This is a genomic window from Streptomyces sp. NPDC005496, from assembly GCF_042872045.1.
Classification (GTDB): Bacteria; Actinomycetota; Actinomycetes; order Streptomycetales; family Streptomycetaceae; genus Streptomyces.
The window spans coordinates 120,639-142,745 of record NZ_JBIAJQ010000008.1 but is presented as its reverse complement, the minus strand read 5'-3'; the positions used below and the strand labels follow the sequence as shown (position 1 = coordinate 142,745).

General features: G+C 73.1%; 21 protein-coding genes. 5 read left to right on the top strand and 16 right to left on the bottom strand.

The genetic code is table 11. From position 1 onward, the window contains the following. The first annotated feature begins 520 nt into the window (after nucleotides 1-520). Nucleotides 521-1,288: a BlaI/MecI/CopY family transcriptional regulator gene (locus ACFYQQ_RS24660; RefSeq protein WP_355794013.1), complete on the top strand. Its 768-nt coding sequence runs from the start codon at nucleotides 521-523 to the stop codon at nucleotides 1,286-1,288. Between the two features lie 531 nt (nucleotides 1,289-1,819). After that, nucleotides 1,820-2,473, top strand: a complete 654-nt coding sequence (locus ACFYQQ_RS24655) for a GAF domain-containing protein (protein WP_388905107.1) — start codon at nucleotides 1,820-1,822, stop codon at nucleotides 2,471-2,473. A gap of 150 nt (nucleotides 2,474-2,623) precedes the next feature. Here ACFYQQ_RS24655 and ACFYQQ_RS24650 read toward each other — a convergent pair whose 3' ends face one another. Next, complete coding sequence (locus ACFYQQ_RS24650; protein ID WP_355793775.1) at nucleotides 2,624-3,082, bottom strand: ATP-binding protein; 459 nt, start codon at nucleotides 3,080-3,082, stop codon at nucleotides 2,624-2,626. 307 nt (nucleotides 3,083-3,389) lie between these two features. Between ACFYQQ_RS24650 and ACFYQQ_RS24645 the strand changes: the two genes are divergently transcribed. Beyond that, nucleotides 3,390-3,977, top strand: coding sequence for a DUF6328 family protein (locus ACFYQQ_RS24645; protein WP_355793773.1), 588 nt, complete (start codon nucleotides 3,390-3,392; stop codon nucleotides 3,975-3,977). A 24-nt stretch (nucleotides 3,978-4,001) separates the two neighbouring features. Here ACFYQQ_RS24645 and ACFYQQ_RS24640 read toward each other — a convergent pair whose 3' ends face one another. From ACFYQQ_RS24640 to ACFYQQ_RS24585, 12 genes are all read right to left on the bottom strand, one after another. Then, nucleotides 4,002-4,559 (bottom strand): ATP-binding protein, encoded by a 558-nt coding sequence (locus tag ACFYQQ_RS24640; protein ID WP_388905104.1) that lies wholly within the window; start codon nucleotides 4,557-4,559, stop codon nucleotides 4,002-4,004. After that, nucleotides 4,556-4,927: an STAS domain-containing protein gene (locus tag ACFYQQ_RS24635; RefSeq protein ID WP_355794210.1), complete on the bottom strand. Its 372-nt coding sequence runs from the start codon at nucleotides 4,925-4,927 to the stop codon at nucleotides 4,556-4,558. The genes ACFYQQ_RS24640 and ACFYQQ_RS24635 overlap by 4 nt, the downstream gene beginning before the upstream one ends. 130 nt (nucleotides 4,928-5,057) lie before the next feature. After that, nucleotides 5,058-5,423: a PRC-barrel domain containing protein gene (locus tag ACFYQQ_RS24630; protein WP_355794209.1), complete on the bottom strand. Its 366-nt coding sequence runs from the start codon at nucleotides 5,421-5,423 to the stop codon at nucleotides 5,058-5,060. Nucleotides 5,424-5,597: 174 nt separating this feature from the next. Beyond that, nucleotides 5,598-5,993, bottom strand: a complete 396-nt coding sequence (locus ACFYQQ_RS24625) for an STAS domain-containing protein (protein WP_355794208.1) — start codon at nucleotides 5,991-5,993, stop codon at nucleotides 5,598-5,600. Then, on the bottom strand, nucleotides 5,990-7,108 hold the full coding sequence (locus ACFYQQ_RS24620) for a cobalamin B12-binding domain-containing protein (RefSeq protein WP_356167987.1): 1,119 nt from the start codon (nucleotides 7,106-7,108) through the stop codon (nucleotides 5,990-5,992). The genes ACFYQQ_RS24625 and ACFYQQ_RS24620 overlap by 4 nt, the downstream gene beginning before the upstream one ends. Beyond that, entirely contained in the window at nucleotides 7,105-8,772 is a 1,668-nt protein-coding gene (locus tag ACFYQQ_RS24615; RefSeq protein ID WP_388905101.1) for a PP2C family protein-serine/threonine phosphatase, read from the bottom strand. The genes ACFYQQ_RS24620 and ACFYQQ_RS24615 overlap by 4 nt, the downstream gene beginning before the upstream one ends. A 270-nt stretch (nucleotides 8,773-9,042) precedes the next feature. Further along, nucleotides 9,043-9,213 carry a hypothetical protein gene (locus ACFYQQ_RS24610; RefSeq protein WP_356167993.1) on the bottom strand — a complete coding sequence of 57 codons (171 nt, stop codon included), beginning with the start codon at nucleotides 9,211-9,213 and terminating at the stop codon, nucleotides 9,043-9,045. Between the two features lie 177 nt (nucleotides 9,214-9,390). After that, nucleotides 9,391-11,220, bottom strand: a complete 1,830-nt coding sequence (locus ACFYQQ_RS24605; protein WP_356167996.1) for an ABC transporter permease subunit — start codon at nucleotides 11,218-11,220, stop codon at nucleotides 9,391-9,393. Nucleotides 11,221-11,223: 3 nt separating this feature from the next. Continuing rightward, entirely contained in the window at nucleotides 11,224-12,729 is a 1,506-nt protein-coding gene (locus ACFYQQ_RS24600; protein WP_356167999.1) for an ABC transporter substrate-binding protein, read from the bottom strand. Nucleotides 12,730-12,792: 63 nt separating this feature from the next. Beyond that, nucleotides 12,793-13,320 (bottom strand): GNAT family N-acetyltransferase, encoded by a 528-nt coding sequence (locus tag ACFYQQ_RS24595; protein ID WP_355790050.1) that lies wholly within the window; start codon nucleotides 13,318-13,320, stop codon nucleotides 12,793-12,795. A 118-nt stretch (nucleotides 13,321-13,438) separates the two neighbouring features. Beyond that, entirely contained in the window at nucleotides 13,439-14,302 is an 864-nt protein-coding gene (locus ACFYQQ_RS24590; protein ID WP_388905300.1) for a YihY/virulence factor BrkB family protein, read from the bottom strand. A 78-nt stretch (nucleotides 14,303-14,380) separates the two neighbouring features. Next, the gene (locus tag ACFYQQ_RS24585; RefSeq protein WP_355790059.1) at nucleotides 14,381-15,592 is read right to left on the bottom strand and encodes a cysteine desulfurase-like protein; all 1,212 of its coding nucleotides are present in this window, start codon (nucleotides 15,590-15,592) and stop codon (nucleotides 14,381-14,383) included. A gap of 249 nt (nucleotides 15,593-15,841) precedes the next feature. On the opposite strand from ACFYQQ_RS24585, the gene ACFYQQ_RS24580 reads away from it, so the two are divergent. Further along, a complete protein-coding gene (locus ACFYQQ_RS24580) occupies nucleotides 15,842-16,012 on the top strand; it encodes a hydrophobic protein (RefSeq protein WP_356168008.1) in 171 nt (56 codons plus the stop codon). A gap of 103 nt (nucleotides 16,013-16,115) precedes the next feature. Here ACFYQQ_RS24580 and ACFYQQ_RS24575 read toward each other — a convergent pair whose 3' ends face one another. Then, entirely contained in the window at nucleotides 16,116-18,350 is a 2,235-nt protein-coding gene (locus tag ACFYQQ_RS24575) for an MMPL family transporter (RefSeq protein ID WP_388905097.1), read from the bottom strand. A 60-nt stretch (nucleotides 18,351-18,410) separates the two neighbouring features. Beyond that, entirely contained in the window at nucleotides 18,411-19,280 is an 870-nt protein-coding gene (locus tag ACFYQQ_RS24570; protein ID WP_355793649.1) for an alpha/beta hydrolase, read from the bottom strand. Nucleotides 19,281-19,573: 293 nt separating this feature from the next. Here ACFYQQ_RS24570 and ACFYQQ_RS24565 point away from each other — a divergent pair, with 293 nt between their 5' ends. After that, nucleotides 19,574-20,359, top strand: coding sequence for an ABC transporter ATP-binding protein (locus ACFYQQ_RS24565; protein WP_388905298.1), 786 nt, complete (start codon nucleotides 19,574-19,576; stop codon nucleotides 20,357-20,359). Nucleotides 20,360-20,537: 178 nt separating this feature from the next. On the opposite strand, the gene ACFYQQ_RS24560 is transcribed toward ACFYQQ_RS24565, so the two are convergent. Beyond that, complete coding sequence (locus ACFYQQ_RS24560; protein ID WP_388905095.1) at nucleotides 20,538-21,863, bottom strand: phytase; 1,326 nt, start codon at nucleotides 21,861-21,863, stop codon at nucleotides 20,538-20,540. Nucleotides 21,864-22,107: the final 244 nt, after the last annotated feature.

Below are 22,107 nucleotides of genomic sequence, written 5' to 3'. Positions count from 1 at the left end.
GACTCGGTCACCGGTTCGGGAAGGTGCGCCTCTCGCATGTCATCGGGGAGACCGCGCACAGCTCTTCCACATCCTCATACCGAGTCGCCGATGTGTGAGTGACCTGAGAAGTGTCACTCCGACATGGGTACTTCTGTTCACCCCGGCAGGTCCGTCACTTCAGGTAAAGCGAGCCTCCGGCTTTGCAGACGGAATATGACCGACTCCCCTTCCCGTCAACTGACTTCGCAGGTCAGGGGCGTTCATGGACGCGTACGGAAAGCGACATGTGCCCCCTGCCAACACCCGCGCGGGCCGCCCCCCTCACCCGGCTTGTGAAGCCGGTGAATTGAGGTGGGCATCACTGAGCAGGGCACATTCCCTGCCACTCATGCGTACTATCTCTAGGCTGGTGCCTGCCGCAGTGGTTGCGACTGCAGCCGAGTCCAGTCATCGCAAACGGGAGACAACCCCCATCCCTTCGTGGCCCAGGTGCCCTCATTCACACGCCGGGGCCGCGAATTCGAGAAAGGCCGCTGACATGACCGACACCCAAGCCCGCTCCACCGAACTGACTTCGCAGTACATCGCCCAGGTGACGGGCGACCTGGAGCGGAACGTCAAGGAGCAGGAGCGCATCGGTACCGAGATCGAGGCCCTTCAGGAGCAGCTCCAGGCCCTGCAGCACGACCACACCGTGCTGGTCACCATGCAGCAGGCGCTCAGCGCCGGGAACATCGCCGCCGCCGAGTCGGTCGCGCGACTGGACACCAAGGCCACGCCGACCGTGCCCCACCAGGCGACGGCCGAACCGAAGCAGGCCAAGTCCGAGCCGAAGCAGAGCAAGGCGAAGAAGGCGGTCTCCGCGAGCGCCCGGAAGCCCGCGGCCAAGAAGCCCGCCACCAAGGCTCCCGCCAAGGCCCCCGCGGCCAAGAAGTCCTCCCCGTCCGCGAAGACCTCCTCGACGAAGGCCTCCTCGACCGGGAAGCCGGCCGCGAAGACCGCGGCCCCCGCGGCGGAGAAGGCGGACAAGGCGGCCGCGAAGCCGACCCTCGTCGAGCTGATCCGCGGCCACCTGGAGCAGCAGAGCGAGCCCCGCTCGGCCGCCGAGATCGCCACCGCGCTCACCCAGGCCCACCCCGACCGCAGCATCAAGACCACGGTCGTGCGCACCACGCTCGAAGGTCTCGTCGCCAAGAGCCACGCCCACCGCAGCAAGCAGGGTTCGTCCGTCTTCTACACGGCCGCCACCTCCCCGGAGCAGGCTTCGGCTTCCGACGCCCCGCAGACGGAGGCCGCAGCCGGCTGAGCAGCGCCTACCGCTCATCGCCCCGGCGAAGAAGTGGCCGGCCAGGAGGCGGAGCACGCGAGAGGCGGCACCGCCTCGGTCATGCCGGTGCGGTGCGGCAGCGAGAGCGCACGGGTCGGGCGCGCGTCGGGGCGTCTTCGACGAGGACGCCCGACTCCGTCCGGTGACACCGGTCCGGCCTGAATGCTTGGAGCCCCCGGTGCCTCGGAGTGAGTCGGCCCGCGCGTGCCGTCCCGGGCCCGCCAAGCCGTGCCCGCTCAACTGCCCTGTCCTTCAGGGCATTTCACCCAGTTCACTGCCACCTTCTGATGACTCGGCCCGTCGGCCATGACCACAGCGTCCCGTCCTGATGCCCCTCGCTCGGACTCCGCGGCGAATCAGCCCGAGACATGTCGGGCCGTCGGACACCTGACTCCTCGGGCTCGCCTGACGTGAGTTCACCGCGACATGTGCCGGGCCGACCTTCGCGGCCGCTCGTCGAACCGGCCCCCGACGCAGGTGCCCTTGGGGCAGGTGCGACGAGAGTGCCTGGTGGGCGGGCATGCCCCGCGGTCCGGTCGCGCACCGCGCGATCCATCGCCACCCGACCGCACGCCCGAACCGGACGCCGCGCGGCCCCCGTCCGGCAGCCGCTCAGCACAGGAGCCGCCGCCGCTGCCGGGTCTGCGCCTGGACCCGGCCGGACACCGCAACCAGGGCGCGGTCCTGTCGGCCGCGCTGCGCCGGGTCCTGGACATCACCCAGGCCGGCATGGGGAACGTACAACTCGCCGAGGGCGGCCGGCTGCGGATGGAGAAACATGTCGGCCTGAGCCGCGACTTCACCGGCTTCTTCGCGTTCGTCGAAGGGCCCACGACGTCCTGCGCCCAGGCCGCCGAGACACGCAGGCAGGTCACGGTCCGCGACGTGGCGACGGCGGAGGTGTTCGACGAGGACTCCCGCCGTACGATCCTGCTCGCCGGCAGCCGGGCCTGTCACAGTGTCCCGTTGGTCAACCGGGCCGGCGTGCCGCTCGGCATGATCTCGTCCCACCACGAGCGGCCCCTTGTCGGTTTCACGCGGGCCCAGCTCGACGTCCTGGAGTCGACCGGGGCCATGGTGGGGCGCTGGCTGTCCTGGCACCGGCACACCGTCGTCCGGGACGCCCTGGCGCACCTGCACACCCACGCGAGGACGCTCGGCTGACCGCGGCGAGCACTCACGGAGGGCCGGCCACCGAACGCGGAACACCGCGTGTGAGGAGCACGGCATGAGAGTGCGAAAGAGTGGGCCTCCGCGGACGCCGTAAGCTCAGAACGCCGTCGAGGCACGGAAGTTGGGCGTCGCCGGCGCGGGTCAGGCGGGCGCCGACTCCAAGGCGATGCGCACCCTGACACGCTTGCCGACGGGCTCACGCCGGACGTCTATCTCCCCGCACAGCGCCGTGACGATCTCCAGGCCGTGCCGTCCGACCCGGCCTGGATCGGGCACGTCCGGGACCGGCACCCTGAAGCTGCTGTCCCACACCCTGATCTCCAGCGACCGGCCGACCAGCACCAGGTCGAGGGCGCAGGGCCCCGGCGCGTGTTTGCAGACGTTCGTGACGAGTTCACTGACGACCAGCTGCACCGCTCCCACCACCCGGGTGGACAGCGCGATGCGATACGCCCGCTGGAGACGCTCCATGAAGTCGGCGGCCAGGTTCCGCGCCGCCCTGATCGAGTCGGAGGCGCCGTCGTAGACGGCCCCCGCCCAGGGCAACGGCCCCGGTAGAACCATGTCTGCGCCGCCGTCGCCGGCAACAGCTTCCACCATCCTGGTCCCCTTGCCCGGACCGGCACGCTCGGTCCGACTCCGGGCGCCTACCCCCGATACCCCGCCGAACACCCTGCGGCACCCGGACCGTCACCCGGTCCGGCCAAAGAACTCGCCCGCCCCGCGGCGCCCTGGTCGCCCGGCAGCGCTGCCGGCGCGACCTCTACGGCCGAGGTGCGTCCGCCGGGCCCCCGTGCGCCCCCCGCTTCGCTTGTGCGCGGGCAACTCGCCTGGTCAGGTCGTGATCAGGCGTTTGCCGGGTACTAGGACCAGACCACCGAGGGTTCCAGGGGAGAGGAGCAGTGCCTTGAGTCTGACGGACGAGAGATCTCAGGGGGCGCACGAGGCGAGTGCGTCGGCCGAGCGGGTCGAGGACGGGGAGCACGCCACCAAGGGCTCGAGCGGCGGTCAGGGCGAGGAGTCGGATGTCGAGCGCGTCAACCGGCGCTGGAACGAGATACTCCAGGAGACGCGGGTCGCGCAGACCGGTGTGCAGATCCTGTTCGGCTTCCTGCTGAGCGTCGCCTTCACGCCCCTGTTCCGGGAGTTGGGGACCTTCGACCGGACGGTGTACGTCCTCACCGTCGTCCTGGGCGCGGCGGCGACCGGCGCCCTCATCGCGCCCGTCTCGATCCACCGCTTCCTCTCGGGCCAGCGGATGAAGGACGAACTCGTCGCCGCCGCAGGACGGTTGATGATGTGCGGCATCGTCCTGCTGGCGCTCACCATCGGCTGCACGGTTCTCATCATCCTGCACGTGGTGCTGCCCAGCCTGCTGGCGGAGATCCTGGCCGGCGTGGTCATGCTGTGGTTCGCCTTCTGCTGGTACCTCCTGCCGTTGATCCTCAGGCGGCGCGCCGACAAGGCCGACAAGAAGGACGAGGGCGCGCGGTGAGCCGGCGCGTGCGCGCCGGTACCGTCATCGGATGGCCTCGCCGTCTCCGGTCAGCGGGACCACGACGCTGATCGCCTTGCCTCCCCCGGGACACCGCTCGACGGTGATGTCCCGGGCCAGGCGGATGATCAGAGGCCAGCCGTAGCCGTGTCCGAGATGGTGTCCGGGCATGGCGCTCGATCCGAGGGCGCCGAGGGGAACGACGTCGCTGTTGTCGCGGACGGTCAGCCTGAGCCCGTCCGGCGTGTCGGTGACCTCGAACCCGGCGACGCCCCGCCCGTGCCGTACGGCGTTGGTGACCAGTTCCGAGGTCACCAGCAGCAGGTCGACGACGGCTTGCGCGCTCGCCCTGCGGGCCCCGGAGTCCCACCGCTCGCGCACCACCGCACGGACCTGCTCGCGGGCCGCCGTAGCGGTGGTGACCGTGTGTTCCGGCGTGAGGGTGCTTCCGCGACCGCCGGGGACCGGGCCCCCGCGTACCCCGTCCACACGGTCCGTCGCCATGTCGCCCGAGACCACTTGCCCGGCACCCGTACCTCCGGGTGCCGGGGTGCCCGCGATGGCGGGACGGACGGGCGTCACCGGGCGTCTCCCTCGAACGGAAGGGCCATGGCCGTCTGCACGTCGTCGGCCAGCACGAAGAACCCGGCGGTCCCCGTCACGTCGAAGAGCCTTCTGACGGTGTCGCTGAAGGGCCCGGACACGATCAGGAGCCGTCCGCGGGCCCGGTGGGCGCGCTGCGCCGCGAGCAGTACGTGCAGGATCGAGGAGTCGGCGAAATCCGTGCCGGAGAGATCGACGATCGCCCGGGGGGCGTTCACCCGGTGTGCGAGGTCCAGCGCCTCCTCCAGCTTGGACGCGCTCGCGTAGTCGATGTCGCCCCCGACCCGCACCACGAAGGAGTCCTGAGCCGACCCGTGCGTGACGGTGGCCTCCAACTCGTCGGACATGGCCGCTCTTTCCGTTCGCACGACGCTCGGGCACTCTCGTGGACGGGTCCCGGAGACTTCGGGCGTCCGGTGCTCCTTCCGGGTGCGCGGGGCTTTCGGATGCAGCACCGCGGAGACCGCCCGGTGCGGGTCAGGCGGGCTGCCTCGGCGGCAGGCCCTGGTAGTAGCTGCCCACCCGCTCCAGGTAGGCGGGATCCTGTGTCTCCCGGTCCGTCTTGAACAGGGGCGCCGACTTGACCTCGTCCCGGGTGCACACCACGGTGATCTTCTGTGCCTGCGTGTCGACGCCGGTGACGACGCCGGCGGGCACCAGGACGCTCTTGCCGAAGACCCAGACCCCGGTGTCCACGATCAGGTGGCGCATGCCGGAGTCGTCGGCCTGCCGGTCGACGTGCCCTATCGTCCCGTCGGTCGCCTCGACGGCGTAGCCGGTGAGGTCCTGTCCCTCCGAGTAGGCGCACTGCGGAGGGTACGACCAGATTCTTTCGGTGATCACGCTGCTCCTCTCCTCCTCCACCACCGGTCCGGTGCGCCGACGACCGTCCCGCGGTGGGGAACTGCCAGGTGGAGCGCGAGAGGCGGAGAGACTGCTCCGCCGCGCTCCACAGCAGCCAATACCCCCCGAACGGAGCCGCATTCGGCGGGGATTCCCGGCGTGTGTGACTTCCCGTCAGGTGGCGGGGCGTCCCGCGACCTCACCGAAGCCCTGGCCCCGCTCGCCGGGCGGCGCGGTGAGGTGGCCGCGGGTCCCCGTCACGTCGAGGAGCCGATCCAGGACGGCGGGCAACTCGTCCAGGTGGAGCCGGGTACGGGCCGCGTCCGTACGCCTGCGGATCATCAGCAGGGCGGACAGGCCCATGGAGTCGATGCCGTGCAGGTCCGTGAAGTCCAGGCGCAGTGAGGCCAGTTGTGCCGGGACGCACGGGGGCGTGCCGAGGACGGAGTCGACGGCGGCCGTCAACTCGTCGCAGGTCTCGTGGTCGAGGTCTCCGGCGACGCGGACGACGGCCTCGGTGGCGTCGACGTCGACGGTGACCGAGAAGGGCGGTGGCTGCAGGGTGGTCATGCGGGCTTTCCGGTGCCGGGGTTCTTCGATGCTGGTGTGCGCGTGCCGAGCGCCTCCCGCGCCAGGGCCAGGGTGCGGCAGGCTCGCGGGAAGTCCTTGAGCTGCCCGGCGAGCAGGTCTAGTGCCGGGTCGAGGCTTCGTACGGGGACGTGGCGGGCGGCGAGGATGTCGGCGGTCCAGACGATGAACGTCGTGAACAGCCGCGGGTCGGCGACGTACAGGGCGGTGGCCAGGTAGTCGACGATGTGGGCGAGGTCCTCGGCCGTGTGCTCACGCTGCTGGTCGGTGTAGCCGCGCATCGGGCTGAAACGGTCCTCCAGCTGCGTCAGCGTCTGCCTGACGAGCTGCCGGCGGGTCCGTACGACCATGGTGTATTCCTGGTCGGCCAGGTGCGGCAGGGCGTCCACCGGCTGGTGGAGGGCGAGCGGATCCGGCCGGGCGAGACCGCGTTCGAGCGCCGCGGCGGCCTCCCGCGCGTCCGGGGCCCAGGCGTCGGCTCCCACCGCACGGGCGTAGCGGCCGTCGGGGCCGAAGGCGGCGCCGCCCACCATGACGGGGACGCCGGCGGCCTGGCACGCGGTGACGGCGGTGTGCGCCGTCGGCAGGTGCGTGGGGATCGAGGAGGACAGGGCGACCGCGTGGGGACCGGTCCGGTGGAGGTGCGCTATGAGGTGCGGGGTGGGCACCTGGGCGCCGAGGAAGTCCACCTGCCATCCGCGTAGCCGCAGCACCTCCGAGAGGAGCCTGGCGGGCAGCGCGTGCCATTCCCCGTCCACGCAGGCCACGGTGACGCGGGACCGGGGCGGGGCGCCGGGTGTCTGGGGGCGGGGGCCGGTGTGATGGGCGAGCGCGGCGATGACCCGGTCGTGTATCGCGGTCGCCGCGTGTTCCTGGGCGACGGTGAGCCGGTTGGCGGCCCATTCGGCACCCACCTTCGCCTGAACCGGGGCGATCAGGTCCAGCAGGACCGATTCGGCATCCGCCGTCGCGTCGAGGGTGTCGAAGACCACGGCGGAGGCACCGAACTCGTCGCCGTCGCCGACCGCCGCCCACAGGCGTTCGCGGGCGGACTCGAGGACCGCGTCGCCGGTGGCGGGGGCGGAGGAGACAGTCATGCGGTGTACCTGCCCCTGGTGTGGCCGTTCACCGCGCTGAGGTGCGCGTGGTGCGGCGCGGTGACCGCGACCACGGCCATGTCGTCGTGGGCGCCGCGGCCGACCCACTGCGAGGCCAGCATCTGGACGTGCTCCACCAACGCCTCGGCGGGCATCGCCGCGCACCGGGTGAGCGCGGTCACGAGCCGCTGGACGCCGAACAGCTCGTCCCCCAGCGGTCCGCCCCTGGCCTCGGTGATGCCGTCGGTGAAGAACAGACACGTCTCGCCGGGGGCCAGCTCCACGTCGGCGGTGGTGGAGCTGATGTCCGGGAAGGCTCCGACGAGCGTCCCGCGGGTCTGGACCGTCTCGACCCGGCCGTCGGCCCGGACGATCAACGGCGGAGGATGTCCGGCGCTGGTGACCCTCAGGTGGACCGAGCCGCCCCGGCGGGCCACCGAGGCCAGGGCCAGGGTGGCGAAGCGAGTGTGGTGCGAGCTGATCAGAGCGCCGTTGAGCAGCCCCAGGAGCCGCTGATGGTCACCGGCGAGGGGCAGCAGCGCCTGCACGGTGTTACGGATCTTCCCCGTGAGCACCGCGGCCTCCAGGCCCTTGCCGCACACGTCCCCGAGGACCACGAGGGACTCCTGGTCCGCGTCGGCGCCCGGGTGGACGTCGTAGAAGTCCCCGCCCACCCGCTCGGTCTGCCCGGAGGGGCGGTACGCGCCGGCGAACTCCACCCCGTGCACGCTCCGCAGCCGCGGCGGCAGCAGCTCGCGCATCAGGGTGTCGGTGATGGCCGCCTGCTCCGCGTACATGCGGGCGGCCGAGATGGCCGCGCCCGCCCGGGCCGCGAAGAGGCGGGCGAAGATCTCCTCGCTGTCCGTGAAGGCCCTCTGCGCGCTGGAGCGGAGCAGGACGAGCGCGCCCGCCGGTACTCCGTGGCCGGGCAGCGGGGTGACCACGGCGGAGCCGACCGGGCCGGTGAAGTCGGCGGGGACGGCCCAGTCGGGCACGGCGGCGGGGTCGATCCACCGGGACGGCACGGGCGGGAAGCCCCGCAGGGCGTCGCTCAGGCCGGGGACCTCGTCGGGGTCCGCCTGGACCACCCTGTGCTCGATCTCACCACTGGTGCCGCAGTACGTCAGCGGCAGCCGGTGGCCGCGCACGGGGCCGACGATGACGGCGGCGTCCGCCAGGTGCTCGGCGGCCATCCGCGCCGTGGCCTCCATGCAGCGCTCGACGTTCAGCGAGGACAGCAGCGTGCTGGACGCGCCGGCCAGCACGGCGGTGCGGCGGCGTTCGGTCGCGAGTGCCTCCTCGGCGAGCCGCCGGTCCGTGTCGTCGACCAGCCACCACATCACGTCGCCGTCGGCGGTGCGGGTGGGGTGGGCCTCGAACGACCGGTCACCGACCCTGCCGTGGGCGGGCGGCCGCTCCCGGGACGCGTCCGTACCCTCGGGTCCGGTTCCGACGCGGACGTGGGCGTCAGCCATCCAGGCCGGGACCACGTCCTGCAGCCAGGCCCCGCTCACGGCGTCCGGGAACAGGGCCGCGGCGGCGGCGTTCACCCCGAGGACACCACCCGCTGGATCCGCCACGACGACGGGATAGGGGGCCGCGCCCGACGTGGCACCGAGGTGTGCGCCACGCGAGCTGACAGGTGTCTGCTGGGGAATGTCCACAAGTTAGGGCGCGCGTCCGCGAGCCCACCGCCCTTCCGGCGACGACGACTGTTTCCGTCCGACAACCATCTCCTGCCCGACAGCGCAACTGCAAGTCGCATCCGCGGACCGGTCGCGACGGGAAGTGGACGGCCACCGGACGTACGGTCACGGCCACGGCATCCCGGGACGGTCCGCCGGGCGTCCCCCGCCCGGGGCTCGGAGCGGTCGGCCGCACACAGCGAAACGGCGGGGCACGGCACTACCGCCGCACCCCGCCGCCGCGCCGGGTCACCGTCTGCGGCTCGCCCAGCCGCTGCCGATCCCCGCGACGTGCAGGGCCAGCAGAGCGAGCCCGATCAGCATGAAGTTGGTCGAGGTGAACACGTCGTTCGTCGAGATGTCGGCCGCGTTGATCAGGAACGCGATGAAGAACAGGACCGCTGCCACGATGCCCAGCATGGGGATCTCCTTTTCGAAGTGGTGAACTCCGGATGCCCCCAAGTCGGCGCCCGACACTGCCCGTTCGGACACCGTGTCGCCGGACCCGGACATCGCTCGGCCTGGCCTCCGGCGGAGGGGGTCACGAGGTGTGCGGGAGGCGGGCGGTGGCGGGTGTGCGCGAGCGGCGGGCACCGGTCACCGGACGCCCGTCCCCGTGGCGCCGACGGGTGCGTGCCGACGCGGCTCCGGCTCGCCGGGAAGCGGCCCGGTCACCCGCCGTCGCCCGCGCCCGGTCCGCCACGGCCACCGCACGCCGTCCGCCGCCGTCACCGCCAGCGCCCCGAGGAGGGCGAGGACGGCGGCCGGGGCGAGGACGGCCCAGGGTGCCCGCTCGGCGTACGGCTGGTTCTCGGCGAGCAGCAGTCCCCATTCGGGGGCGGGCGGCTGGGCGCCCAGGCCCAGGAAGCCCAGGGCGGCCAGGGCGAGGGCGACGCCGGGCAGCCGCAGCAGGGCGTGGCGGGTGACGGGCGGCAGGACTGCGGGCAGCAGACCGCGGCGCAGCACGAAGAGGGGTCCCGCGCCCAGGCTGCGGGTCGCCAGCAGATGCGGCGTGGCTCGCTCCTGGCGCACCAGGGCGGAGGTGTGCGCGGCCAGCGGGGCCCAGGCGACCGCGGCCACGGCGAGGGCCGGCGTCGCGCGTCCGGCGCCCGCCGCACCGGCGACGAGGAGCCCGGCGAGGACGGGCGGCACGGCGTTGACGGTGTCGACGAGGGGTCCGGACAGCCGGGGCAGCAGCCCGAGCAGTACTCCGGCGAGCAGGGCGGCGGCACTGATGAGGAGGGCCTGGGTGAGCGTGCCGGCGGCGCCGTGCCCGACCCGGGCCAGGACGTCGCGGCCCAGTGCGTCGGTGCCGAACGGATGGGCCCGGGAAGGGCGTTGGAGTCGGGCCGCCGTGTCGAGGGCGAGGGGGTCGCGGGGGACGGCGAGTGCGATGACGCCGAGCAGGACGGCCGCGTACGGCAGGGGCACCGCCCGTGGAGTGGCGGGCCGCGGGGCCGGCGGTGGCGGCAGCGCGCCGTCGCGCAGGGCGGGACCGGTCAGCAGGCCGACCGCAGGACGGACGAGGGCGGCGGTGGTCGCGGCGAGCAGGACGAGGGCGAGGGTGCCGGCCTGGAGCACGGGAAGGTCCTGCGCCACCGCCGCCTGGAGCGTGCCGCGGCCGAGTCCGGGGATGTCGAAGATCTGCTCCACGGCCACCGAGCCCCCGGTCAGGCCGACCGCGAACAGCCCCGCGTTGGGCAGCAGTCCGGGAGCGCAGCGGCGCAGCGCCTGCCGGGCGACGCGTCGGCCCGGGATGCCGCGGGCGGCGGCCGCGCGGGCCCAGGGTTCGGCGAAGGCGCCGAGCAGCATGTCGTCGAGGAGCCGTCCGAGCAGCGCTCCGGCGGGGAGCCCGAGGGCGAGGGCGGGCAGTACCGTCCACCGCGGCCCGTACCAGCCGAGTGCGGGCAGCCAGCCGAGCTGGACACCGACGACGGTGGCCAGCACCGACGCGATCAGGAACTCGGGCAGCGCGGCCACGACGGCCGCCCCCGCACCCTTGGGGCGGCGGCCGGCGAGCCCGCGTCGCGCCCCGAGCCGCAGGGTGCGCGCGCAGACGGCCCCGGCCGTGAGGGCGGCGGCCGTCAGCGCGCAGGCCATCAGGAGCAACGACACCCCGAGGGCCTGGGCGACGGAAGGGGCGATCTCGGTGCCGGAGATCCAGGAACGGCCCGCGTCGCCGTGTGCCAGGCCGCCGAGCCACTGTGCGAGGAGGTGCAAGGGCCCGGCGTCGAGGCCGAGTTGCTCCCGGACGGCGGCGATCGCCTCGGGTGAGGGAGTGCGCTCCCCGGACCGCGCCTCGAGCACGGTCCGGGCGGGGTCGGTGCGGGAGAGCCAGGGCAGCAGGCCGACGCCGCACAGCAGGAGGGCGGCCAGGGCGGCGCGCCAGAGCAGGACCGGGGCCCGGCGCCGGAGGAAGGTCCGCACGGGTCAGCGCCGCGTCCCGGTGCCCACCAGGGCGCGCTCGTACGGGTCGAGGAGGACGCCGCGCACCCGGGCCGCCACGCCGGTGACGATCCTTTGGTGCACCAGCGGCACGACCGCGTCGGTGCCGAGGATCGCCGCCTCCGCGCTCATGGCGGCGTGCTGCCGCCGCGTGGTGTCGGCGAGGCCCTCGGCGCGTGCGACGGCCCGGTCCACCTTCGCGTCGCACAGCAGCGCGAGGTTGTAGCCCCCGTCACAGGTGTGGTCGGCGGCCAGGACCGAGACGGGGTCGCCGGTGTCGAGCATGGTGTTGCGGGCGGAGACGAACGCGTCGAACTTCCCGGCCAGCACGTCGCGTTCGAGACGTGAGTACTCGCGGACCTCCAATTCCACCTCGAACCCGGCCTTCTCCAGTTGCTGCTTCAACACCTGGGCGACTTCCGGGAGTTCGGGACGGTTGTCGTAGGTGGCGAGGGTGATCGCGGTTCCGGCGGGGCGGGTCGGCACGCTGCGGCCGGTCGGCTTCACGCGTTTGTCGGCCGCCCAGGTCAGCGCGGGCCCGAAGATGCCGGCGCCGGGGTCGCCGTGCCCCTCGTACACGTCGTCGGCGAGTACGGAGGTGTCGATCGCGCGCCGTGCGGCGGCCCGTAGCGCCGGGTCGGCGAAGGGACCGGAGGCGGTGTTGAGCGACAGGCTCGTGGTGCGCGTGGTAGCGGTCTCGCGGCGTTCGCGCTCGTCGAGTGCGGCGGCCTGGGAGACGGGGAGCGCCTCGGCGATGTCGACATCACCGGTGCGCAGGGCGTTGGTCCGGGCCGTTCCGTCGGGTATGAACCGCGCGTCGATGCCGGCGGCCTGGGCCCGGCCTCCCCAGTAGTCGTCGAACCGGTCGAGGGACGCCGCCGTGGAGCCGGTGACGCGGGTGAGCGCGAAGGGGCCCGTCGCGGTACCGACCGGGTCGACCCTGCCGGGCTCGCGGTAGGCCCCGGCCGAGAACACCGCCAGGGACGGGCTCGACAGCCGTAGCGGCAGGACGGAGTCGGGCTCCGCGGTCACGATGCCCACCCGCCGGTCGCCCTTCGCCGTCGCCCGCAGGTCGACGCCGGTGAGCGCGGCGGGTTCGGGTCTGGCCCGCGTGGCCCGGTCGAGCGCGTCGGCGACGGCGGACGCGGTCACGTCACCGCCGTCCTGGAACGTCGCCTCGCGCAGCGTGAAGGTCCAACTCCGCGGCCCCTCCCGCTTCCAGGACTCGGCGAGCGCGGGTGCCGCCGCGCCGTTGGCGTCCAGTTCCGTCAGTCCCTCCGTCACGCCGAGCCGGCTGAGCAGGGTGGCGTCGGCGCCGTACGGCGAGAGGTTCTCCGCGGGCGGGAAGGCGAGGGCGACCCGCAGCCGGGCGTCGGCCGAGGAGTCGCGCGGCGAGTGCGCCGACGAACCGCCGCCGGAGGCGAAGCAGCCGGAGAGAAAGGGGGCGAGCAGCAGGCCGGCGCAGAGTCGACGGCGGGCAACGGAGCGCATGTTCCTCGTTCTTCGCAGGGGGTGGAAGGGCGATCACGACGCCAGGCTACATGACAATCGTTTTCAGTTAGTCGGGATCTCGAAATGGACGATCCCCTGACCGTCCGGCAGGTCCCGCTCGTCGCACACGACCTGTCCCAGTGAGCGCCAGAACCGTTCGGCGCCCGGCACGGCCGGATCCGTGTGCAGGTACACGGCGCGGTAACCCCCCTCCGCCGCGGCGAAGTCGAGCAGTCCGGCGACGAGTCGCCGGGCCAGCCCACGCCTGCGGTGCCCGGGACGGACGTACACCCGGCGCAGCTGTGCCGTCTCCCCCGAGGGGTAACGCTCCGCGAGCGAAAGGGGGTTGGGCGGATGGACGGGGCCACGCGCGTCGAGCGCGGCGGTGGCGACGACGCCGTCGCGCTCGTGGACGGCGACCAGGAGGGTGTGCCGGGCCGGTGCGACGTAGGCGCCGTCGAGGTCGATGATGTCGCCGTGCCAGCGCGGCACGTACCCGCTGCCGAAGTCGCGGTAGACGGTGTCGAGCATCACCCCGCGCGCCGCGTCGAGGTCACCGGAGGTCGCCGCTCTAATGCAATAGACACGCATTTGCACATCATATGCATTAAGAAGGACGCGCAGCTCACCGCGGGCGGAAGTGCTCAACCCCGGCCGCGCAGCTGACGGAGCGCCGGATCACGGCGCTGCCGCCTGGCAGGTCGCCGCACTAGGGCATCCGGCTGACCTCCACCGCGAACTGCGCCCCCGCCAGCAGAGCCAGGTGGGACATCCACAGCCAGATGAGGAAGACGACGACGCCCGCCAGGGAGCCGTAGAGGCGCCCGTAGTCCCCGATGCCGGAGGCGTAGAGGGAGAAACCGGCCGAGGCGACCAGCCACAGCACCGCCGCCACGACACCGCCGGGCAGCGCGTGCCGGCGCTGCCGCGCCACCGGCGGCCCGCTGCGGAACAGCACGACGACCAGCAGCGCCACCAGACACACCAGCGCGGGCCACCGCAGCAGGTACCAGGTGGCCTCCCCGGTCCGGCCCGTACCGCTGCGCTCCCCCAGGCCCTCGGCCAGCGGTCCGGTGAGCACCAGGGCGAACGCGCTCGCGACCAGCAGGGCGAGCAGGGACAGGGCGGTCAGCACGATCCGGGGCACCCTGCGCCAGAGCGGACGCTGGTCGGGGATCCCGTGCATCGTGTGCAGGGCGCGCCGGAACACGGCGAGGTAGCTGGACGCCGACCAGAGCGAGGCGATGCCCCCGGCCACCGCCACCGTCAGGGCGGCGGAACGCTCGTCCGCCATGTCCCGCAGCGCGCTGTGGAGTTGGGCGCCGGACTCCCCGGGCGCCCAGGTCGTGACGTGTTCGATGAGCCGGTCGGTGAGGTCGGGGCTGACCAGTCCGATGAGCGAGACGGTCACCAGGAGGGCGGGCACGAGCGCGAGGACGGCGTAGTACGTCAGGGCCGCGGCCCAGTCCGAGACGTTGTCGTTCCACATCGCCGCCGGGACCCGGCGCATGGCCGCGGGCCAGACCGCTCTGGCTCGCGTCCGTGCCGGAATGTGTGTCGCGCTCGTGCGCAGGGTCACGCGTCCTCCTGGGGGGTGCACACCGCTGCAGGGCTAGTACCCCCGATTACCGGCTGGGGGCGTCCGGGGCGCTCACGACTTCAGGAAGTCCGCCAGACCCTCCAGCAGCCGGTCGACGTCACTCGTGTCGTTGTACGGCGAGAGGCCCAGGCGCAGGCCGCCGGTCTCCCCCAGGCCCAGATGACGGGACGCCTCCAGCGCGTAGAAGGAACCGGCGGGCGCGTGCACACCCAGGGTGCCGAGGAAGTGGTAGGCGTCCACGGGGCGGCGGTCGTCGAAGGTGACGAGCAGGGTGGGCGTACGGTCGGCGGCCCGGGAGTGCAGGGTGACGCCGTCCAGGTCGGCGAGTCCGCTCTCCAGCCGCTCGCGCAGCCCCGTCTCGTGATGGTCGACGGCGGTGAAGGCGGCGCGCAGACGCTCCCGTCGGGCCACCGCCTCCCCGGCCCCCGGGGCGAGGTCCGCGAGGAAGTCGACGGCGGCCCGGGTACCGGCCAGGACCTCGTAGGGCAGGGTGCCGAGCTCGAAGCGCTCGGGGACCGCGTCCGTGGACGGCAGCAGCTTGTCCGGACGCAGGGTCTCCAGCAGGTCCGCCCGCGCCGCCAGCACGCCGTGGTGGGGGCCGAAGAACTTGTAGGGCGAGCAGACGTAGAAGTCCGCGCCGAGTTCCGTGACGTCGACGAAGTCGTGGGCCGCGTGGTGGACTCCGTCGACGTAGAGGAGCGCGCCGGCCCGATGGACCAGGCGGGCGATCTCCGCGACGGGCGGACGCGTGCCGATCAGGTTGGACGCGGCGGTGACCGCCACCAGCCGGGTCCGCTCTCCGAGCAGCTCGCCGACGGCGGAGGCCGGCAGTTCACCGGTGGCGGGGTCGAAGTCCGCCCAGCGCACCACGACGCCGGCGCGTTCGGCGGCCTGGACCCACGGGCGGATGTTGGCGTCGTGGTCCAGACGGCTGACCACGACCTCGTCGCCCGGCTCCCACGTCGCGGCCAGCGTCCGGGCGAAGTCGTACGTCAGCTGGGTGGCGCTGCGCCCGAAGACGATCCCCGACGCCTCGGTGCCCAGCAGGTCCGCCATGGCCCGCCGGAACTCCCGGACGGCGGTCTCCGCGTTCACCTCGCCGGGCACGGTCGCCCCGCGGATCGACAGGGGGCCGGCGAGCGCGTCCGTGATGGCGGCGATCACCGGTTCCGGTGTCTGTGTGCCGCCCGGCCCGTCGAAGTGCGCGGTTCCGGCGCGCAGGGCGGGGAATCGAGCGCGCAGTGCGCCGACGTCGTAGGTCACCAGGATCTCCTCACGGGACGGGGCCGGGTTCGCGCCGCGGGGCGCTGCGGGCGGGCCTCGTCCGACGGTCGCGAACGGCTGCGGACATGAACCGCGGTCGATCATCGCAGGGATCGTGCCCGGGGCCGGGACCGAGGCCCCGCACCGCGGGAACCGGGTCGTCTGCCCGCCATCACGGAAGACAAACACGCACGTCAAAGGCATGTGCGGGTGATCGCGGGGCACCAGGAGTGGCGGAGGTCGATAGATATGGTTCCCCTGCTTCTCGTTCTGCTTCTGGCCCTGCTGCTGTTCGGCGCGGGCTTCGCCCTGAAGGCGCTGTGGTGGATCGCGATCATCGTGCTCGTGGTCTGGCTGCTGGGCTTCGTGATCCGGCCGGGGGCGAGCGGCGGCCGACGCGGCCGCTGGTACCGCTGGTGACATCCGTCCGCTTGAAGAGGCCCCACCGTCCGACGGTGGGGCCTCTTTCCTTGTGGTGACCGCACCCGGTCCGCGGGGCGTCCGGCGGGGCCGTGCCCTCGGGTCAGGAGTGCTCGCCCTCGGGGTCGATGTGCGGCAGCGCCCGGTCGAGCCAGCGCGGTGTCCACCAGGCGTGCGGGCCCAGGAGTGTCATCACGGCGGGCACCAGGAGCAGCCGTACGACGGTCGCGTCGATCAGCACGCTCACGGCGAGGCCGAGACCGAGCATCTTCACCACGATGTTGTCGCTCACGATGAACGCGGCGAACACGCTCACCATGATCAGGGCCGCGCACGTGATGACGCGGGCGGTGATCTCGAGGGCGTGTGCCACGCTCGCCCCCGCGTCGCCGGTGCGCAGCCAGGCCTCGTGGACACGCGACAGCAGGAAGATCTCGTAGTCCATGCTCAGCCCGAAGATGATCGCGAACATCATCATCGGCACGTAGCTCTCGATCGGCACCTTGCCCGACACGCCCAGCGCGGGCCCGCCCCAGCCCCACTGGAAGACGGCGACGACCACGCCGTAGGAGGCGGCGATGGACAGCACGTTCAGGACGGCCGCCTTGAGCGCGACCAGCAGCCCTCGGAAGACGATGAGGATGACGAGGAAGGCCAGCGCGACGACCACCGCGATGATCAGCGGCAGACGGCTGGAGACGATGTCGCGGAAGTCCACCTGGGCGGCCGTGGTGCCGGTGACGTAGCCCTTGGCGGCGGTGCCGGAGACGGCCTGCGGAAGGGTGTCGTCGACCAGGCGGTTCGTCAGGTCGGTGGTCACCGAGCTCTGCGGGGCCTCCTTGGAGTAGACGGTGCCCACCAGCACGTCCCCGTCCTGGGTGGCGGTCAGCGAGGTGGTGGTGGCCGCTCCGGGTACGCCGGTGAGCGACTTCTGCGCCTGTGAGGCCAGAGCGGACCGCTGGTCGGAGGGCACGTCGGTCTGGTCGATGACGATGGTGAGCGGCCCGTTCGACCCGGGGCCGAAGGCCTGCGACATCGTGTCGAAGGCGCGCCGGTCGGTGAACGACTTCGGGTCCGCGCCGTCGCCGATGTGTCCGAGCTGGATCGACAGCACCGGGATGGCGAGCACCAGGACCACGATGGTTCCACCCGCGAGGAACCACCAGGGGCGCCGCTGCACCCGCTGGGCGTAGCGGTGCCAGGTGCCGTGGGCCGGTTCGCCCTCGGCCGCGTCGGTCTCCGCGACGGGACGGCGCACCCGGTAGCGGTCGATGCGCCGGCCGATGAGTCCCAGCAGGGCCGGCACGAGGGTCAGGGCGCCGATGACCGCGGAGACGACGGTGACGGCCGCGGCCACGCCGAGTTTGGCGATGAAGCCGACCCCGGAGACGGACAGCCCGGCGAGGGCGATGATCACGGTGCAGCCGGAGACGAGCACGGCCCGCCCGCTGGTGGCGGTGGCCCGTCCGGCCGCCCGCACGGGGTCGGCGCCGTCGATGAGGTTCTGCCGGTGACGGGTGATCAGGAACAGGGCGTAGTCGATGCCGACGCCCAGTCCGATCATGGTGGCCAGCGTCGGCGACACGGTGGCGAAGGTGAAGGCGGCGGCCAGCAGTCCCAGGCAGGCCAGACCGCCGACGACGCTGATCAGGGCCGTCAGCAGCGGGATGCCCGCGGCCAGCACGCTGCCGAAGCCGACCAGCAGGACGACGATGGCCACCGCGAAGCCGATCAGCTCGCTGACACGGTCGTCCGCGGCCGGTCTGGCCAGTTCTCCGAGCGGGCCGCCGTAGTCCACGGTGACGCCCGCCGCGCGCAGGGGCTGCACGGCGCTGTCGATGCCGTCGAGGTAGGAGTCCCCGAGCGTGGACGGCTGCACGTCGAAGCGGACGGTGATGTAGGCCGTCTTCGCGTCGCCGGACAGCGGCCCGACGTTCTGCTGGGAGGTGGGCGGCGTGGAGCCGGGCGGCGGCAGCGGGTTCTGCGCCGACAGCACGTGCGGCAGCTTCCCCAGGTCCGTGACGGTCTGGCTCATCTGCGAACCGAACGACGTCAGGGGCGACTTGGCGTCGTGCAGCACGATCTGGCTGCTGTAGCCCCCGGCCGCCGGATCGTGCTTCTGGAGTACGTCGAGACCCTCCTGCGACTGGACGCCGGACAGCGAGAAGTTGTCCGAGTAGTCACTGCCGACCGAGCGGTCCACGATCTGGAGGGCGACGACGGCGACCAGCCAGGCGGCGATGACGACGGCGAAGTGCCGGGCGCACCACTCCCCCAGCCGGCGCAGTCTCCCGGCCCGTGCCTGCCCGTCACCGGGAGTTGTTCGGCTGGACGGCATGGGCTGCTCCCCTGGGCGACATGTCGGACTCGCCCATTAAACGTCGCAGTGATCACGGCGTCATCCGGAGGTCCCGGCGCCACCGGTCGTCGTTCCGCCCTCCGGGGAGCTCTCCGGGTCCGGTGGCAGGACCCGTACGGCGAAGGCGGCGAGGTCCCGGGCGACCCGCTCGGGCCGCTCCCAGTACAGGAGGTGGCCGGCGTCCTCGTGGACGGTCAGGGTCGAGCCGGGGATCGTGTCCAGGATCAACTGCTGGTCGGCGCGCGGCAGCACGGCGTCCCGCTCGCCCCAGATCAGCAGGGTCGGTACGAGGATGCCGCGCAGGGTCGCCGCCAGGTCCGTCTCCATCAGGCCCCGCAGCGTCTCGCGCCAGACGCGGGCGGACGGTTTGAGGCTCTCCTCGGTCATCGTCGCCCGCAGCCCGCGTCCGACGGGACCGTCGACGAGGCCGTCGAGCAGGTCCTCCGCGAAGCCGCGCGGTACCGGATCGCGCAGGTCCCTGACGGTCTCCCAGAGCGCCGCGGCGGCCGGCTTGTCGTCGAGGGTGGCGGGTACGCCCATCAGGACCAGCCCAGCGACCCGGTCCGGGTGGCTGCCCGCGACGATCCGCGCCGCCACGCCGCCGCTCGACGCCCCGACGAGGACGGCCCGCCCGATGCCCACGGCGTCCAGGAAGCCCACGAGGTCGCGGGCGAAGTCCTCCGGGCGGTAGCCGTCCTCGGGCCGCTCGGCGTCGCCGTGCCCCCGCTGGGTGGGCGCGAAGGCGTGCAGGGTGGCCGGCAGCTGCCTGAGCAGTGGCTCGAACGTCCACCACGAGTCCCCGATGCCGTGCACCAGGACGACGGGAACTCCCTTGGGGCCGCCCACCTCCGCGTACGGCAGCAGCGGCCCTCCCGCCAGTTGCGCGGACTTCACCGCGACCGTGCTCACGGCGGCCTCCTGAGTTTGGTGGCCCCCCTCGTCCGCAGGCCGGGAAGGCGCGCGAAGATCACGTCCATCGTAACGACGGGCGGCGGAGCGCGCCCGCCGTGCCGCCGTCGCCACGACCCCGGCCCACGTCCCGAGGTACGGACGCTCCGACAAGTGCGTGCAGAGCGCAGCTACCCTGTGGCGCGCGGGCCTCAACCCGTACGGCTTCCGCTCGCGGCGAGCGGAAGGCCGTCACACGGGTCACGACGCGGGAGGCCGGACGGGTGAGTGCGCGGGCGACGGACAGCGGGCGGATCGTCGCCGCCCTCGACGGCGTGAGCGTACGCAGGCTCACCACGGACCAGGTGATCCTCGACGGCGTCGACTGGCGGGTGCGCTCCGGGGAGCACTGGGCGCTGCTCGGCGGCAACGGCGCCGGCAAGACCACGTTGCTGCGCCTGATCGGCGCCCTCGCCCACCCCACCACCGGCACGGTCGAGGTGCTGGGCCACCGGCTCGGCCGGGTCGACGTGCGTGAACTGCGGGCTCGTATCGGCCTGGTGTCCTCGGCGCAGCGCGTGCCGCAGGACGCCACCGGGCTGACCGTCGTGCTCACGGGGCACAGCGGCACGGTGCAGCCGCTGTGGCGGACCTACGACGCCGAGGTACGGGACCGGGCGCACGCGCTGCTCGCCGAACTGGAGATCAAGGAGCTCAACGACCGGCCGTACGGCGTGTGTTCGGGCGGTCAGCGGGCCCGGATCCTCCTCGCCCGCGCGCTCATGGCCGACCCGGCACTGCTGCTGCTCGACGAGCCGTTCAACGCCCTCGACCTGCCCTCGCGCGAGGACCTGATCGACTCGATGCACCGACTGGCCGACGGGCGGCCGGAGTTGGCCACGATCACCGTCACCCACCATCTGGAGGAACTCTCCCCCGCGATCGGGCACGCCCTGCTGCTCCGCGAGGGACGGGTCCAGGCCGTGGGGCCGGCCGAGGAGGTGCTGACCGGCGAGCGGCTGACGGCCTGCTTCGGCCGGCCGATCGACGTCGGCCGCCACGGCGGGCGCTGGACGGCGCGCTCCGGCCGGGCGGTCTGACCCCGACGGTCCCGGGGCCCCCAGCGTGGCTCGGGCCGGCCGTCGACAGTGGTTCGTCGCGGCCGGTCCGAGCCGGGTCGGGCGCATGCGGCCCTACGGCGGATCAGGGGCCGACCGGAGCGCCTGGAACCTACGCCGACGCCGCGGATGCGCGTCCCGGCGGGTCCCGGCCGCGGGCTCAGTCGTCGAGGGCGTCCTTGACCTTCGCCAGGTCGACGAACTTGAAGCCGGTCGCCTCGCGCTCGCCGTCGGCAGGGGTCTCCTCGCCGTCCTGGACGACCAGCAGGCCGTTCGGGTACTTCGAGCCCAGCGAGGCGTTGAGAACGGCGGCGCCGTCGCACTGCTCGGAGCCGTCGAGCCGCGTCGAGGCCGCGGTGACCCGGAAGCCGCCCTCGTACTCGTTGTCGTCCCCCACCTCGCGGTCGTAGGCGGCGAACGTGTCGTCGCCCTGGCTGGACGCGAGGAGGTAGCCGTCGCCGTCGGACTCGGCCAGGAGCGTCAGGCCCTCGACGTCGGCAGTCAGCCGCGTGCCGCCGTAACCGGGGTCGGCGCCCGCGGCGCACTCCTCGGTGGCCTCGTCGTAGGTGCCCGGGACGCCGTACTCGCGGACCTTCTCCACGAGGACCGGGGTGCCGGTGAGGTCGGCGGGCAGGCGCCAGATGCCCACGTCCTCCTGCCCCGCGTACAGCACGCCGTCGGCCGGGTCGACGACCATGCCCTCGACCTGGGGCAGTTCACCCGGTTCCGCGCAGGGCGACCAGGACGTGCCGTCGGGCAGCCGGAAGGACGAGGGGAGGTCGAGGGTGCGCACCGTGCGGTAGCCGACCGTGCCGCCGCTCTTCGGGAGGAGTTCGAGCAGGGCGACGGTGGTGCGCTCGCGGCGGCTGACGAGGGCGTAGGACCGCCCCGTCGCGCGGTCGGTCCAGGTGGCGAGGCCGTAGGCCGTGCGCTGGTCGTTGATCTCCGTCTGGTCCGCGGAGAAGACGGGCGGGGCGGCGGGGTCGGTGACGTCCTTGAGCGGGCCGCCGGGGGCGTCGCGGTCGATGCGGTAGAAGCGCAGCCGGTCGTGTCCGCGGTCGCTGGTCACCGCGAGGTCGGCGCGCCCGGAGGAGAGCTTCAGGCCGCTGACGAGATCGACGTTGTTGAAGCGCCCGGGGGCGTCGTGGGGCGACTGGGCCGGCGGCGCGGGGACGGACTGCAGGGTGCGGGCGTCGAGGTCGTAGACGCGCAGGCCGCCCTGCTTGGCGGTCGCGATCACCAGGCTGCGGCCCGGCTGGGCGTTGTCGCGCCAGATGGCGGGGTCGTCCGCGTTGGCGTCGCCGCCCGCCTCGTCGTCGTACAGCGCGGCCGTCTCCGCCCGGGGCGTGATCGCGGGCAGCGGCTCGTCATCCGCCTGCGCGGGCAGCGTCGCGCCGAGGGCGACGAACACGGTGGACAGGGCGAGGAAGACCGGACGGAAGGACCGGGACCTGGTCACGCGACAACTCCCTATCGTCAAGAGCATGACAGCCGAGGACACTCGACTTCGCGATCTTGGGAGCGGGCGGCGACCCCCGGGTGTCACACGGACGAACCGGGCATGTACACAACGTGAAGGCCCGTACGGGCGCGGCGGGGCCGGCACGCGCGCCTGCGCCTTCGCGTGGGCGTGGGCGGTGGGGCCGGCGCGCGCGGGCGCCTTCGTGGGCGTGGCCGGACACCCGGGCCGAGGTGAACCGGCCCACCGGTGCCACCCCACGACGGCCGGG